This is a genomic window from Streptomyces sp. NBC_00223 (genome assembly GCF_036199905.1).
Classification (GTDB): Bacteria; Actinomycetota; Actinomycetes; order Streptomycetales; family Streptomycetaceae; genus Actinacidiphila.
The window spans coordinates 2,356,292-2,370,519 of sequence record NZ_CP108109.1 but is presented as its reverse complement, the minus strand read 5'-3'; the positions used below and the strand labels follow the sequence as shown (position 1 = coordinate 2,370,519).

Annotated in this window: 12 protein-coding genes; 9 read left to right on the top strand and 3 right to left on the bottom strand. The window is 71.1% G+C overall.

The features are described 5' to 3' along the window. Positions 1–34 precede the first annotated feature (34 nt). The 6 genes from leuA (at position 35) to OHA30_RS09930 (ending at position 7,683) form a co-directional block, all read left to right on the top strand. Positions 35–1,798: a 2-isopropylmalate synthase gene (gene leuA / locus OHA30_RS09955; RefSeq protein ID WP_328913458.1), complete on the top strand. Its 1,764-nt coding sequence runs from the start codon at positions 35–37 to the stop codon at positions 1,796–1,798. A gap of 341 nt (positions 1,799–2,139) precedes the next feature. Further along, positions 2,140–2,844, top strand: a complete 705-nt coding sequence (locus tag OHA30_RS09950; protein WP_328913457.1) for a TerB family tellurite resistance protein — start codon at positions 2,140–2,142, stop codon at positions 2,842–2,844. A 940-nt stretch (positions 2,845–3,784) separates the two neighbouring features. Further along, positions 3,785–5,179, top strand: coding sequence for a sensor histidine kinase (locus OHA30_RS09945; RefSeq protein ID WP_405785631.1), 1,395 nt, complete (start codon positions 3,785–3,787; stop codon positions 5,177–5,179). Continuing rightward, positions 5,176–5,883 (top strand): response regulator transcription factor, encoded by a 708-nt coding sequence (locus OHA30_RS09940; protein ID WP_328913456.1) that lies wholly within the window; start codon positions 5,176–5,178, stop codon positions 5,881–5,883. Before OHA30_RS09945 ends, OHA30_RS09940 begins: the two co-directional genes overlap by 4 nt. Positions 5,884–6,052: 169 nt before the next feature. Then, on the top strand, positions 6,053–6,799 hold the full coding sequence (gene recO / locus OHA30_RS09935) for a DNA repair protein RecO (RefSeq protein WP_328913455.1): 747 nt from the start codon (positions 6,053–6,055) through the stop codon (positions 6,797–6,799). A gap of 71 nt (positions 6,800–6,870) precedes the next feature. After that, positions 6,871–7,683, top strand: coding sequence for an isoprenyl transferase (locus tag OHA30_RS09930; RefSeq protein ID WP_328913454.1), 813 nt, complete (start codon positions 6,871–6,873; stop codon positions 7,681–7,683). A gap of 55 nt (positions 7,684–7,738) precedes the next feature. Here OHA30_RS09930 and OHA30_RS09925 read toward each other — a convergent pair whose 3' ends face one another. The 3 genes from OHA30_RS09925 to OHA30_RS09915 all read right to left on the bottom strand — a co-directional run bounded on the left by OHA30_RS09925 (position 7,739) and on the right by OHA30_RS09915 (position 11,334). Next, a complete protein-coding gene (locus tag OHA30_RS09925) occupies positions 7,739–8,590 on the bottom strand; it encodes a hypothetical protein (protein ID WP_328913453.1) in 852 nt (283 codons plus the stop codon). 52 nt (positions 8,591–8,642) lie between these two features. Next, entirely contained in the window at positions 8,643–9,785 is a 1,143-nt protein-coding gene (locus OHA30_RS09920; protein ID WP_328913452.1) for a hypothetical protein, read from the bottom strand. A gap of 166 nt (positions 9,786–9,951) precedes the next feature. Then, the gene (locus OHA30_RS09915; RefSeq protein ID WP_328913451.1) at positions 9,952–11,334 is read right to left on the bottom strand and encodes a glycine--tRNA ligase; all 1,383 of its coding nucleotides are present in this window, start codon (positions 11,332–11,334) and stop codon (positions 9,952–9,954) included. A gap of 163 nt (positions 11,335–11,497) precedes the next feature. Here OHA30_RS09915 and OHA30_RS09910 point away from each other — a divergent pair, with 163 nt between their 5' ends. From OHA30_RS09910 to OHA30_RS09900, 3 genes are read left to right on the top strand one after another with little or no spacing between them, the layout of a single operon-like run. Then, positions 11,498–12,472 carry a metal ABC transporter substrate-binding protein gene (locus OHA30_RS09910; RefSeq protein WP_328913450.1) on the top strand — a complete coding sequence of 325 codons (975 nt, stop codon included), beginning with the start codon at positions 11,498–11,500 and terminating at the stop codon, positions 12,470–12,472. After that, positions 12,469–13,311: a metal ABC transporter ATP-binding protein gene (locus tag OHA30_RS09905; RefSeq protein ID WP_405785632.1), complete on the top strand. Its 843-nt coding sequence runs from the start codon at positions 12,469–12,471 to the stop codon at positions 13,309–13,311. The genes OHA30_RS09910 and OHA30_RS09905 overlap by 4 nt, the downstream gene beginning before the upstream one ends. Then, entirely contained in the window at positions 13,311–14,207 is an 897-nt protein-coding gene (locus OHA30_RS09900) for a metal ABC transporter permease (protein ID WP_328913448.1), read from the top strand. The genes OHA30_RS09905 and OHA30_RS09900 overlap by 1 nt, the downstream gene beginning before the upstream one ends. The last annotated feature ends 21 nt before the right edge of the window (positions 14,208–14,228 follow it).

Genomic DNA, 14,228 nt, shown 5'->3' with positions numbered 1-14,228 from the left:
GCCGCCCCGAGCGGAGCCCGAGGAGCCAGAGCCCATGTCCACCCCGAATCGTGTAGGCCGCCCCACGCCCATCACCACGGCGACCGCGACCCAGCGCCCCACCGCGATGCCGATCCACAAGTACGGCCGGTACGAGGCGGTGGACATCCCCGACCGCACCTGGCCCGACGCCCGCGTCACCAAGGCCCCGCGCTGGCTGTCCACCGACCTGCGCGACGGCAACCAGGCCCTGATCGACCCCATGTCGCCCGCCCGCAAGCGCGAGATGTTCGACCTGCTGGTGCGCATGGGCTACAAGGAGATCGAGATCGGCTTCCCGGCCTCCGGCCAGACCGACTTCGACTTCGTGCGCTCCATCATCGAGCAGGACGCGATCCCCGAGGACGTGACGATCTCCGTCCTGACCCAGGCCCGCGAGGAACTGATCGAGCGGACCGTGGAGTCCCTGCGCGGTGCCCGCCGGGCCACCGTGCACCTGTACAACGCGACCGCCCCCGTCTTCCGCCGGGTGGTCTTCCGCGGCACCCGTGAGCAGGTCAAGCAGATCGCGGTGGACGGCACCCGGCTGGTGATGGAGTACGCCGACAAGCTGCTCGGCGACGAGACCGTCTTCGGCTACCAGTACAGCCCGGAGATCTTCACCGACACCGAGCTGGACTTCGCGCTGGAGGTCTGCGAGGGCGTGATGGACGTCTGGCAGCCCGAGGAGGGCCGCGAGATCATCCTCAACCTGCCCGCCACCGTGGAGCGTTCCACCCCCTCCACGCACGCCGACCGCTTCGAGTGGATGTCCCGCCACCTGTCGCGGCGCGAGTACGTCTGCCTGTCCGTGCACCCGCACAACGACCGCGGTACGGCGGTGGCCGCCGCCGAGCTGGCGCTGATGGCCGGCGCCGACCGGATCGAGGGCTGCCTGTTCGGGCAGGGCGAGCGGACCGGCAACGTCGACCTGGTCACCCTGGGGATGAACCTGTTCAGCCAGGGCGTCGACCCGCAGATCGACTTCTCGCAGATCGACGAGATCCGCCGCACCGCCGAGTACTGCAACCAGATGGAGATCCACCCGCGCCACCCGTACGCGGGCGACCTGGTCTACACGTCCTTCTCCGGCTCCCACCAGGACGCCATCAAGAAGGGCTTCGAAGCCATGGAGGCGAGCGCGGCCGCCGCCGGGAAGACCGTCGACGAGATCGAGTGGGCGGTGCCCTACCTGCCGATCGACCCCAAGGACGTCGGACGCTCCTACGAGGCCGTCATCCGGGTCAACTCGCAGTCCGGCAAGGGCGGCGTGGCGTACGTGCTCAAGAACGGGCACAAGCTGGACCTGCCGCGCCGGATGCAGATCGAGTTCTCCCGGATCATCCAGACCAAGACCGACAGCGAGGGCGGCGAGGTCACCCCGGCGCAGATCTGGTCGGTCTTCCGCGACGAGTACCTGCCGACCCCCGACAACGCGTGGGGCCGGATCACCCTGCGCTCGGCCCAGACCTCCACCTCCAGCGACGGCACCGACGCGCTGACCGTCGAGGCCGTGGTCGACGGCGCCGAGACGGTGCTGACCGGTACCGGCAACGGTCCGATCTCCGCCTTCTTCGACGCCTTGGCGTCGATCGGCATCGACGCCAGGCTGCTGGACTACTCCGAGCACACCATGAGCGAGGGCGCCTCCGCGCAGGCCGCCTCGTACATCGAGTGCGCCATCGACGGGCGGGTGCTGTGGGGGATCGGCATCGACCCCAACACGACGCGGGCCGCCCTCCAGGCCGTGGTCTCCGCCGTCAACCGCGCGGGCCGCTGATCCGCCGATCTCTCGCGTGGCGACGGCCGCGACCGCCCTTCGGAGGGTGGTCGCGGCCGTCGCGCGTGGGGGGTTCGCGGGGCGCGTACGGGGTCGGTACGGCGGTGTGTCCGGGCCGCTTCCGGGCGCCGTCGCGGCGGGCGCGTACCCGGATTGGGGCCGATTCGTGCCCTCTCGGAGAGCACATCGGGCGAAACAAAGGTGAATTGCCCCCGTACGCGGTACTGACGGGCCTCGTTGATGTGGCTAACATCACGCGTACGGCACCGTTGCCGGGGCGTTTGCGCGCGCGTGCGGGCCGACTGAGGTGCGTACCGGGACGAAGACGGCCGGAGGGTGCGATGAGGTTGGGGCTTATCTGGGGTGTGCGCACGTCCTGGCACACCGAGGACGACGGTGAGTTCTACTGCCCCGACTGCGGCGGTGACCGGGCGTACCACCGCAGGACCGGCACCCGCAGGCTGACCGTGCTCAATGTGCCGCTGCTCGCCCGCGGGCCGGCCGGCACGGTCATCGAATGCACGGCCTGCCACCGGCAGTTCGGGCCCGAGGTGCTGCTCTGTCCGACCACCACGCGCTTCTCTGCGATGCTGCGGGACGCCGTGCACACGATCGCGCTCGCCGTCCTGACGGCGGGCGGCGCGTCCGAGCGGCCCACCCGTGAGGCGGCGGTCGGCGCGGTGCGTTCGGCGGGCTTCACGGACTGCACCGAGGACCAGTTGCTCGGGCTGCTCGCGGCGATCGTCGCCGACGAGGGGCGCTTCCGCCGCTCCGACGAGCTGGGTCCCGACTCCTTCGCCGAGGCCGTCGACGGCTGCGGCAGCTGGCTCTCCATCGAGCTGCACGAGGCGCTGGAGCCGCTGGCCGACCATCTGGAGCAGCTGGGGCGCGAGCGCGTGCTGCTCCAGGGCGCGCACATCGCGCTCGCCGACGGGCCGTATCTGCCCGCCGAGCGGGATGTCCTGGAGGCGGTCGGGCGGTGCCTGTCGCTGCACACGGACGACATCGACCGCCTGCTGAAGGCCGCGGCCGCGGCCGCCGCCTGACGTACTCCCGGGGGAGTAACGGCGGGCCGGCCGTCATCCCCCGGGCGTCACCCGGATCCCCCCACGGCCCGACGCGGTCCCCACCTGCCACGGGGCACCCTTCCCCCATGCCCCGCGCCACGTCTTCCGCCCCCGCGCCCCACCCCGCCCGCCGCACGCTGCTCCCCTTCGTCGCGGACCCCTTGCGCCCGCGCCGCCCGCGGCCGGGCCTGCCAGGCCGCTACGGCGTGCTCGCTGTGGGTATATGCGGCCTTCCGGGGTCCGGTTCGGTTGCCGGGCAACGTCGCCGTTGGTCGAGGGCAGCGACGCGGGCTGCGCCCGGCTCTTCGCCGGCCAGCACGGCCGCCGCGGCGGGGTGCTCGGGGGTGGGGGACGTTCTGTCCCGCCCCCGGTCGGCCACCGGGGGCGCCTTGTCCGGAGAGGCGGGCCCCCAGGCACGGGTGCGCCTGCGGCCCGGGGCTGTTCGCGCGTCGCTCGACGTGGGCTGCCCAGGCCGGTGTGCCGCGCGCGGTCCGACCCGTCGGCGTCGGTACGGGCGGCCTCCGGCCCCCGGCCGGGGTCGCTCGGCCACTGGTCGGCCACCGGGGGCGCCTTGTCCGGAGAGGCGGGCCCCCAGGCACGGGTGCGCCTGCGGCCCGGGGCTGTTCGCGCGTCGCTCGACGTGGGCTGCCCAGGCCGGTGTGCCGCGCGCGGTCCGGCCGTCGGCATGGCACACGACCCCCGGCCCCCCGCAGGGTGCCTGCGGCGGTCCCGCCGCAGGACTTCGCTGCCGTGCGGCCTCCCGGCCCGAGGTTGGCAGCCTTTTGGGCGGCGTGGGGTCGGTAGTGTCGTAAGGGTGGGGGCGTTTTCGTAGGTCCGGGGGGCTGGCCCTGACGCCGACGAGCCCGTTGGGTCGTCAGGGCGTTGCCGATTCGGGGGGTGATCGAGGAGGGAGGGTCGCGTGGCTTTCAGGCTCGCGTTGCGGCGCGCGTCCTTCGTTCCCGTGGGGCGGGGGCCGCGGGTCTCGCGGAACGACGTCGCGCTCGCCGCGCTCGTCCTCGCCGTCGAGGCGGCGCTCGCCGTCACCCTGCCGGAGAGCGCCGTCAGCCACCACCCCGACCTGCTCGGATGGGCGCTGCTCGTGGGCAGCGCCGCCACGCTGGCGTGGCGGCGGCGTGCCCCGATGTGGTGCCTCGTCGGCATGGTCGCGTGCGTCGCGCCCTACCACGCCATGGGGAACACCCAGACCGCGCCGATCCTCTCCAGCGTCGTCGCCCTGTACGCGCTGGCGGTCGCGGGCCCGCCGGTCCGCACGTATCTGGTCGTACCGTCCGTCGTCCTCACCATGTCCGCCGTGATGTCCACCGTCGGCAAGCCCCACGCGGGCGGCGAAATGCTGCAGAGCGCCGGGTGGATCGTCGCGGTCGCGGTCGTCGGCGAAGTCGTCCGCACCCACCGCAACTACGTCGCCGCCATCATGGAACGCGCCGAGCGGGCCGAACGCACCCGCGAGGAGGAGGCCGCCCGCCGGGTCGCCGAGGAACGGCTGCGGATAGCCCGCGATCTGCACGACCTGCTCGCCCACAGCATCACCCTGATCGGCGTCCAGACCTCCGTGGCCGCGCACATCCTGCTCGCCGACCCCGACCGGCTGGACCGTACGGCGGTGGCGGGCGCGCTCGACACCATCGCGGCCACCTGCCGGGAGGCCCGCGCCGAACTGCGGACCACCCTGCGGGTGCTGCGGGCCGACGGCGACGGGCCGCTGCCCGACCTGGCCGGCATCCCGGCCCTCGCGAAGGCCGCCGAGGCCGCGGGCGCCCGGGTCGAGCTGACCATGGACGGTACGGCCGCCCCCGGCACGGCCGCCCCGGACACCGGTACGGACGCCCCGGACACCGGTACGGACGCCCCGGACACCGGTACGGACGCCCCGGACACCGGTACCGCCCCCGCCCACGCCCCCGTACCGCCCGCCGTCGGCGCCGCCGCGTACCGGATCGTCCAGGAGTCGCTGACCAACGCCGTACGCCACGCGGGCGCCGCCGCCGGGCCGCGGATCAGCGTCCGGGTGGACCGTACGGCCACCGCCCTGCGGCTGCGGATCGTGGACGACGGCTCGCACGCCGTACGGGTCCCCTCGCCCCGCCCGGAGGGCTTCGGCATCGCCGGCATGCGCGAGCGCGCCCGCAGCGTCGGCGGCACCCTCACCGCGGGCCCGCGCCCGGACGCCCCCGGCTTCGCCGTCACGGCGGAACTGCCCCTCACCGCGGAGGCCCCGCGCGCCACAGAACCGCCGCCCACGCCACCGCCCACGCCCCCGCTCGCCGCAGACCACCAGGGAGACCCCCGATGACCGTCCCCGCGCCGCCCAGGGCGGAGCCCATCCGCGTGCTGCTCGCCGACGACCAGACGCTGGTGCGCGCCGCGTTCGCGATGCTCGTGGAGTCGGCCCGGGACATGGAGGTCGTCGGGCAGGCCGCGAACGGCCTGGAGGCCGTCGACCTGGCCCGTACCGCCCATCCCGAGGTGATCATCATGGACATCCGGATGCCGGAGCTGGACGGCATCGAGGCCACCCGCCGGATCGCCGCGGACGATCGGCTCGCGGGCGTCCGTATCCTCGTCCTGACCACGTACGACGACGATGAGCACGTGGTCGCGGCGCTGCGCGCGGGCGCGTCCGGCTTCATGGTCAAGGACACCCGGCCCGCCGAACTCCTCGACGCGATCCGTACCGTCGCCGCCGGGGACGCGCTGCTCTCGCCCGGGCCCACCGCCCGGCTGATCGCCCGGGTGCTGCGGCTGCCGGACCGGCCGCCGGCCGCCGCGCCCGTACCGGCCCGGCTGGCGTGCCTGTCCGACCGCGAGCGCGAGGTGCTCACCCTGGTCGCCCGCGGTCTGAACAACGCCGAGACCGGCGAGGCACTGGGCCTGAGCCCGCTCACCGCCAAGACCCACGTCAGCCGGATCATGGGCAAGCTGGGCGCCCGCGACCGGGCCCAACTGGTCATCACCGCCTACGAGTCCGGGCTGATCTCACCGGGCGTGGACCGCTGAGCCCACTGTCCCGGCCCGCTGATCGCGTCGCGCCCGGGCCGTTGCGACCCCCGTACGGCCCGCTGATCCTCCCGCCACGGACCCCTGAGCCGTCCCCTGAGCCGACCCCCGAGCCGCCCGCCCCGACCGCGGCGGCCCGCCCGGCGCCGCCGTACGGGAGAATGGCCGCATGAGTCTGTTCCGCGACGACGGCATCGTGCTGCGCACCCAGAAGCTGGGTGAGGCGGACCGGATCATCACCCTGCTGACCCGCCGGCACGGCCGGGTGCGGGCGGTGGCCAGGGGAGTGCGGCGCACGAAGTCGAAGTTCGGCGCGCGCCTGGAGCCGTTCAGCCATGTCGACGTGCAGTTCTTCGCCCGCGGCGGCGAGCTGGTCGGCCGCGGACTGCCGCTGTGCACCCAGAGCGAGACCATCGCGCCGTACGGCGGCCCGATCGTCGCCGACTACGAGCGGTACACCGCGGGCACCGCGATGCTGGAGACGGCGGAACGCTTCACCGACCACGAGGGCGAGCCCGCGATACAGCAGTATCTGCTGCTGGTGGGCGGTCTGCGCACGCTCGCCGCGGGCGAGCACGAGGCGCGGCTGGTGCTGGACGCCTTCCTGCTGCGCTCGCTGGCCGTCAACGGGTACGCGCCGAGCTTCGACGACTGCGCCCGGTGCGGCATGGCCGGGCCGAACCGGTTCTTTTCGGTCGGCGCGGGAGGAGTCGTCTGCGGCGAGTGCCGGGTGCCCGGAAGCGTCGTACCCTCACGGGAGTCACTGGAACTGCTCGGCGCGCTGCTGGGCGGGGACTGGGAGACCGCGGACGCCTGCGACCGCCGCCACTGCCGTGAGGGCAGCGGGCTGGTCGCGGCGTACCTCCAGTGGCATCTGGAGCGCGGTCTGCGGTCGCTGCGGTTCGTCGAGAAGTAGCGCCGGGGAAGACGGCGCAGGGAGATGAGCGCCGATCCGGGGCTCACACAGCTGTCAGGAGTAGTACGACCATGGCACGTCGCGGGATTCTGACCCGTCATCGCAGCTCGTACCGGACGCCGGACCCGCATCCGTCGGGCGCGCGGCCGCCGAAGATCCCCGGGGATCTCGTACCGAAGCATGTCGCGGTGGTCATGGACGGCAACGGGCGCTGGGCGCAGGAGCGCGGGCTGCCGCGCACCGAGGGGCACAAGGTCGGCGAGGGCGTGGTCCTCGACGTGCTCAAGGGCTGCCTGGAGATCGGCGTCAAGAATCTGTCGCTGTACGCCTTCTCCACGGAGAACTGGAAGCGGTCGCCCGAGGAGGTCCGCTTCCTGATGAACTTCAACCGCGATGTGATCCGCCGCCGCCGCGACGAGATGAACGAGCTGGGCATCCGTATCCGCTGGGTCGGCCGGATGCCGAAGATGTGGAAGTCGGTCGTCCAGGAGCTCCAGGTCGCCCAGGAGCAGACCGTCGACAACGACGCGATGACGCTCTACTTCTGCGTCAACTACGGCGGTCGCGCGGAGATCGCGGACGCGGCGCAGGCGCTGGCCCGCGATGTGGCCGAGGGGCGGCTGGACCCGGCGAAGGTCAACGAGAAGACGTTCGCGAAGTATCTGTACTACCCGGACATGCCGGACGTGGATCTCTTCCTGCGCCCGAGCGGTGAGCAGCGCACCTCCAACTACCTGATCTGGCAGAGCAGTTACGCGGAGATGGTGTTCCAGGACGTGCTGTGGCCGGACTTCGACCGCCGTGATCTGTGGCGGGCCTGCCTCGAATACGCCCACCGCGACCGCCGCTTCGGCGCCGCGCTCCCCAACGAGCCGACGTCGTAACCCGACCGGGAATCACCACCGGCGGGTGACAGACCGTGGACGGCCCGTACAAGCGTTACGGCAGGCGCTTGATGAAGGCGGGCGCCACGGTACGGATGGTCTCTTCGGGGATGTCGCCGGCATGGGCGTCAACGGCCAGGTTGACGCCGGGTGCGGCGGCACCTCCGAAGAGGTCGCGAAGGTGACCGAGGCCCTCCTTGGCGACAGTGCCGATACGCGGGTGCTCCACAAGGGCAGCGAAGGAGGCTGCTACCTGGGCGGCCGGAACAGCCGCCATGATGCGGTAGACATCGCCTGCGTCCTTGTTCGTAAGCCGGTCCGGACGCCGGTCGGCCTCGGCGACTCGCTCACTGATCTTGTAGGCCTTGGCGACCAGCAGAGCGGCCGACCCGGCGACGTGGGTGCTGATCCCGCGCTGGTCGCCGGGTTCGAGGCTGGTGATGAGCATGGGGGAGCGATCGACTGCGCTGACCTCCAGGCCGGGCGTCCATCGAGCGGACATCTCGCCGTGCGGAGGGATCTTGGCGCTTCTCCTGCCGATCCTGGTGGCCAGTTTCTTGGGAATCAGCAGATCCAACTCAACCCGGACGGTCAGTTCGCCGACCCGTTCCGGCCGACCCCAGAGGCCGGGCTGATTCTCGTAGAGCAGGTCGAACCCGGCGGCCCGCAGCGCCTCGTCAAGGTGCGGCTGATCCCCGAGCTTCAGCGGGTCGATGCTCAGATCGCCGTCGGACGTGAATGGGGCGTTGCGCATTGAGGCGTTGGGCGTCCGAAGGTAGACGGCCTGAGCCCCTACGACGGTGAGTGCGTCCAGGTGATCGTGAAGGGCTGTGAGGCCGTCGAGCAGGACGCGCCGTGCGACGATGTCCAACTGCCGTCGGTCAACACCATCGGGAACCTTGGACATACCGCTCCTGCTTATATCTGGTCATACTGTCAGGAATGTCATTCTATAGGTGCTAGACCGTGGACACGTCGGGGAGTTGGGCTGCTCGCCACGACTTTTCGTGTGTCCGCATGTACGTCAGAACGGCCTCCCCCTCAGCGGGCATTCGTCCCGGGCCGGAGAGACAGTCCAGAACAAGCTGGCTCAGGGCGACCCGACGCAGCCCCTTCATGTCGGCGGTTCGTGCGAAGACGACCTCGTCATGGGCACGCAGCAGCAGCACATTGGCGCCCTGGTCCACGCGGAGCAGTCCGAGGCGGTCCCCGAGGTCGTCGGGAGTGTGCGGACCATGGGGGACGTAGAGCATCAGTTGTCCTCCGACGGCCAGAGGCGCCACTGAATGAGCGGCGTACGAGCCGGTGACGGCCACTCGACCGCGCTCTTCACCGGTCATGCCGCGCAGGGTCGCGAGCGTCGCGTCGATGCCATTCGGGGAGACCATGCCGACGTAGGGGTTGTGGCGCAGCAGATTGAGCTGCTCCGCGCGGGCCCGTAGCAGCTGGACCCAGTCCACAGTGGTGATGATCCGGCCTTGGCGCCGGATCAGAAGCTGATCCTCCAGCGTGCCCAGGAGCCGTGATACGTAGGGAAGGCTGAGGCGGGCGGCTTCGGCCAGTTCTCCGGCCCGGTACGGAGGGGACACGTCCGCGAGGAGTCGGACGAGCCGGCCAACTTTCGGTCCCGCCAGTGTGGCCTTCTCGCTGCGCCTGTTGACGGAGCGCGGTGAGCGGGCGTCCCCCTGTGTGCGGATGACAATCGTAGGCCGGGGGGTGCGCAGGGATACGTTTCCTGTGAAGTCCAGGTAATTGATGTCGTGCTCGCGCAGGAGCTCTTGGACGCGCGGTGAGATCCATGGGGAGATCACCAGCGGCGACGTGTAGTGATTCACCTGCCGCAGCAGGTCCAGCTTGGGCAGCAACTCCGTTTCGACCGTGCGGGGAGTAACGCCGTCCCTCACATCGACCAGCAGTTGGGCGACGTGTCCATCGCTCGTCGGCTTCAGTTCGACCAGGGCGTCCACATGACGTGTCGTGCTTCTCGCCGCGGCCGTCGGGTCCGCCCTGAGTGTGACCTCCCAGGCCCCTCCCAGCAGGTCGCGCAGGGCCTGCAGGCCCTTGCTGAGGGAGTTCTCGACAGGTGAATCGTTGGAGTCCACGGTGACAGTGTGACACAAGAAAGTTACGGAAAGAAGAAAACTTGCCCGGATGGGCTACTTTCCTGGTCTGGGAAAGTCTTCCTTTTGGGCAAGTTTTCTCTTTCTCAAGGCTTGCTCGATCGGGGCAAGTCGCTCTCGGGGCAACCGGCCCGCCCGCGCCCGGGGGTCAGCAGCCCAGCAGGCGGGAGCCGAGGTAGGTCTCGACCTGGTCGAGCGAGACCCGCTCCTGCTTCATCGTGTCCCGCTCCCGCACGGTCACCGCGTTGTCGGTGAGCGTGTCGAAGTCCACCGTGACGCAGAACGGCGTGCCGATCTCGTCCTGGCGGCGGTAGCGGCGGCCGATCGCGCCCGCGTCGTCGAACTCGATGTTCCAGTTCCTGCGCAGCGCCGTCGCCAGGCCCTTCGCCTTCGGCGACAGCTCGGGGTTGCGGGACAGCGGCAGCACGGCGACCTTGACCGGGGCCAGCCGCGGGTCGAGCCGCATGACCGTGCGCTTCTCCATGGCGCCCTTGGCGTTGGGCGCCTCGTCCTCGTTGTACGCGTCGAGCATGAAGGCCAGCATCGCCCGGTTCACACCCGCCGCGGGCTCGATGACGTACGGGAACCAGCGCTCGCCCGCCTCCTGGTCGAAGTAGGAGAGGTCCTGGCCGGACGCCTTGGAGTGCGAGGAGAGGTCGAAGTCCGTACGGTTCGCCACGCCCTCCAGCTCGCTGAACTCCTGGCCGCCGAAGTTGAAGCGGTACTCGATGTCAGCGGTGCGCTTGGAGTAGTGGGAGAGCTTCTCCTTGGGGTGGTCGAACCACCGGATGTTCTCCTCGCGCAGGCCCAGGCCCGTGTACCAGTTCCAGCGCTCCTGCATCCAGTACTCGTGCCACTTCTCGTCCTCGCCCGGCTTGACGAAGAACTCCATCTCCATCTGCTCGAACTCGCGGGTGCGGAAGATGAAGTTGCCCGGCGTGATCTCGTTGCGGAACGACTTGCCCATCTGGGCGATGCCGAACGGCGGCTTGCGCCGCGAAGTCGTCTGCACCTGGGCGAAGTTGGTGAAGATGCCCTGCGCGGTCTCGGGCCGCAGATACGCGACGGAGCCCGCGTCCTGGGTCGGGCCGAGGTGCGTCTGGAGCATGCCGGAGAACTGCTTGGGCTCGGTGAACGCGCCCTTCGTACCGCAGTGCGGGCAGTTGATGTCGGCGAGGCCGTTGGCGGGAAGCCGGCCGTGCTTGGCCTCGTACGCCTCCTCCAGGTGGTCCGCGCGGTAGCGCTTGTGGCAGGAGGTGCACTCGGTCAGCGGGTCGGAGAAGGTGGCGACGTGACCGGAGGCCACCCACACCTCGGGGGCGAGAATCACCGACGAGTCGATTCCCACCACATCGTCACGCGAGGTCACCATGGAGCGCCACCACTGGCGCTTGATGTTCTCCTTGAGCTCGACGCCCAGTGGCCCGTAGTCCCAGGCGGCCTTGGAGCCACCGTAGATCTCACTGCTCGGGAAAACGAAGCCACGGCGCTTGCTCAGGCTGACGATGGTGTCGATCTTGTCGGCTGCCACGGTGCTCTCTTCAGTACGGCGAAGCGGTCAGTTGTCCCAGATTACCGGCGAGTGCGGGGCGCATATCAAATCCGTTCGGCGGGCTGCAAGGACGTGCGGGGGGCGAAGCGTCACAAAGAGCGGAGATTGACAATCGTTTCCACATAAGATGAAAATGACAGTCATGAAGAAACACCGTTCCCTGATACCCGCCACCGCCCTCGCCGCCGTGGCCGCGCTCGCCCTCCCCGTACTGTCCGGGTGCTCGGGCTCCACCGCCGCGGACGGCAAGAACGAGGGAAAGGTGCAGGTCACGGCCTCTTTCTATCCGCTGGAGTTCCTGGTGGCCCAGATCGGCGGCGACCATGTGCGGATCACCGACCTGACCAAGCCGGGCGTCGAGCCGCACGACCTGGAGCTTGCCCCCCGGCAGATCGCCGCCCTGAGCCGGTCCGACGTGGTCGTCTATCTGCACGGCCTCCAGCCCGCCGTCGACAGCGCGATCACCCAGGCCGGGGTCCGGCACACGGTGGACGCGGCGAAGCTCACCTCGCTGGAGGAGCACGGCACCGAGGTCGACGGACGCCGGCACACCAGCGGCGACAACGGCAGCGGCGGCGACAGCGAGGACGACGCCGGCGCCGACCCGCACATCTGGCTCGACCCGGTGAAGTACGCCGAGGTCGCCCGGGGCGTCGGCAAGGCGCTGGAAGAGGCCGACCCCGCCCACGCGGCCGCCTACGCCAAGAACACCGACACTCTGGTCGGCCGGCTCCACGTACTCGACGGCGAGTTCGCCACCGGCCTGCGCGACCGTACCTCCGACACCTTCCTCACCACCCACGCCGCCTTCGGCTACCTCGCCGAGCGCTACGGCCTGGTCGAGGAGGCCATCAACGGCATCGACCCCGAGAGCGAGCCCAGCGCCGCCCGGATGAAGGCCCTCCAGGACCTGGCCAGGGACAAGCACGTGACCACCGTCTTCTTCGAGACGCTGGTCAGCGACCGTACGGCGAAGACGCTCGCGGGCGATCTGCGGGTACGCACCGACGTGCTCGACCCGATCGAGGGCATCACCGACAAGTCCAAGGGCACGGACTACTTCGAGGTCCAGCGGAGCAATCTGCAAGCCCTGCGGGCCGCGTTGGGGGCCAAATGAAGAGGCAGGGGCAGGGGCAGGGGCAGGGGCAGGGGCAGGGGCGGGGGCCCGGGCCGGGGCCGGAAGAGGTCGTGCGCCTGCGCGGCGCCACCGCCCACCTGGGCGCCCGCCCGGTGCTGCGCGGAGTCGACCTCAGCGTCGGCCGCGGCGAGGTCGTGGCGCTGCTCGGCGCGAACGGCTCGGGCAAGTCGACGGCCGTACGCGCGGTGCTCGGCCGGGTCCGGCTGACGGCCGGCACCCGGGAGCTGTTCGGCACGCCCGGCGCCCGGTTCCGGCAGTGGGCGCGGATCGGATACGTGCCCCAGCGGACGACCGCGGCCGGCGGGGTGCCCGCGACCGTACGCGAGGTGGTCTCGTCCGGGCGGCTGGCCAGGACCGGGCTGCGGCCGCCGCGCCGGGCCGACCGCGGCGCGGTGGACCGGGCGCTGGCGCTGGTCGGCATGGCGGACCGGGCCCGGGACTCGGTGGACGCGCTGTCCGGCGGCCAGCACCAGCGGGTGCTGATCGCCCGGGCGCTGGCCGCCGAACCCGAACTGCTGATCATGGACGAGCCGATGGCCGGGGTGGACCTGGCCAGTCAGCGGATCCTGGCCGCCACGCTGCGCGAGCAGGTCGCCGCGGGCGTCACCGTCCTGCTGGTACTGCATGAACTCGGGCCGCTGGAGCCGCTGATCGACCGGGCGGTCGTGCTGCGGGACGGCTGCGTCGTGCACGACGGCGCTCCGCCGCAAGGCGTCGGGCAGCACGCGCTGCCCGGGCACGACCATGTGCACCCGCACGCGGGCCCCGGCGCGGTCGTGGCCTCGGCGTCGGTCACGGCGAAGGGGCTGGTGCGCTGATGGAGATCCTGGACTACGCCTTCATGCAGCGGGCCCTGCTCGCCGCCCTGCTGGTGGGCGTCACCGCGCCCGCGGTCGGCATCTACCTCGTCCAGCGCCGCCAGGCGATCATGGGCGACGGCATCGGGCATGTCGCCCTGACCGGTGTCGCGCTCGGCTTCCTGCTCCAGGTCAGCCCGGTGTGGATGGCCGTTGCGGTCTCCACCCTGGGCGCGATCGTCATGGAGCTGATCCGCTCCTACGCGAAGGCGCGCGGCGACATCGCGCTGGCCATGCTCTTCTACGGGGGCATGTCCGGCGGTGTGATGATCATCTACCTGGCGCCGAACGGGTCCAACGCCAACCTCACCACCTATCTCTTCGGGTCGATCAGTACGGTCGCCCCGCAGGACATCCCGCCGATGATCGCCCTGGCGGCCTTTGTGCTCCTGGTCACCCTGGGGCTGCGGCGGCAGCTGTTCGCGGTGTGCCAGGACGAGGAGTTCGCGCGGGTGAGCGGGCTGCCGGTGCGGGCGCTGAACCTGCTGCTCGCGGTGACGGCCGCGGTCACCGTCACGGTGGCGATGCGGGCGGTCGGACTGCTGCTGGTCAGCGCGCTGATGGTGATCCCGGTGGCCGCCGCCCAGCAGGTCACCCGCGGCTTCGCCTGGACGCTCGCGGTGTCGGTGGCCATCGGGGTCGTGGTGGCGCTGTCCGGCACGGTCTTCTCGTACTACGTGGACGTGCCGCCCGGGTCGAGCATCGTGCTGGCCTCGATGGCGGTCTTCCTGGTCATGGCGGTGGTCGCGGCCCCGCTGACCGCGAGACGGGCCCGGCGGGCGGCGGCCGCGGAGGCGCACGGCGGCCTGGACGTGGAACTGCCCGCCCCGGACAAGGCGGTGGAGGTGCCCTCCTGAGCGGCGCGGCCTGGCACAATG

What these genes read in the sequence shown, in the direction of transcription:
- leuA (WP_328913458.1), top strand. Translation starts at nt 35, where the DNA reads ATGTCCACCCCGAATCGTGTAGGCCGCCCCACGCCCATCACCACGGCG.
- OHA30_RS09950 (WP_328913457.1), top strand. Translation starts at nt 2,140, where the DNA reads ATGAGGTTGGGGCTTATCTGGGGTGTGCGCACGTCCTGGCACACCGAG.
- OHA30_RS09940 (WP_328913456.1), top strand. Translation starts at nt 5,176, where the DNA reads ATGACCGTCCCCGCGCCGCCCAGGGCGGAGCCCATCCGCGTGCTGCTC.
- recO (WP_328913455.1), top strand. Translation starts at nt 6,053, where the DNA reads ATGAGTCTGTTCCGCGACGACGGCATCGTGCTGCGCACCCAGAAGCTG.
- OHA30_RS09930 (WP_328913454.1), top strand. Translation starts at nt 6,871, where the DNA reads ATGGCACGTCGCGGGATTCTGACCCGTCATCGCAGCTCGTACCGGACG.
- OHA30_RS09925 (WP_328913453.1), bottom strand. Translation starts at nt 8,590, where the DNA reads ATGTCCAAGGTTCCCGATGGTGTTGACCGACGGCAGTTGGACATCGTC.
- OHA30_RS09910 (WP_328913450.1), top strand. Translation starts at nt 11,498, where the DNA reads ATGAAGAAACACCGTTCCCTGATACCCGCCACCGCCCTCGCCGCCGTG.
- OHA30_RS09905 (WP_405785632.1), top strand. Translation starts at nt 12,469, where the DNA reads ATGAAGAGGCAGGGGCAGGGGCAGGGGCAGGGGCAGGGGCAGGGGCGG.
- OHA30_RS09900 (WP_328913448.1), top strand. Translation starts at nt 13,311, where the DNA reads ATGGAGATCCTGGACTACGCCTTCATGCAGCGGGCCCTGCTCGCCGCC.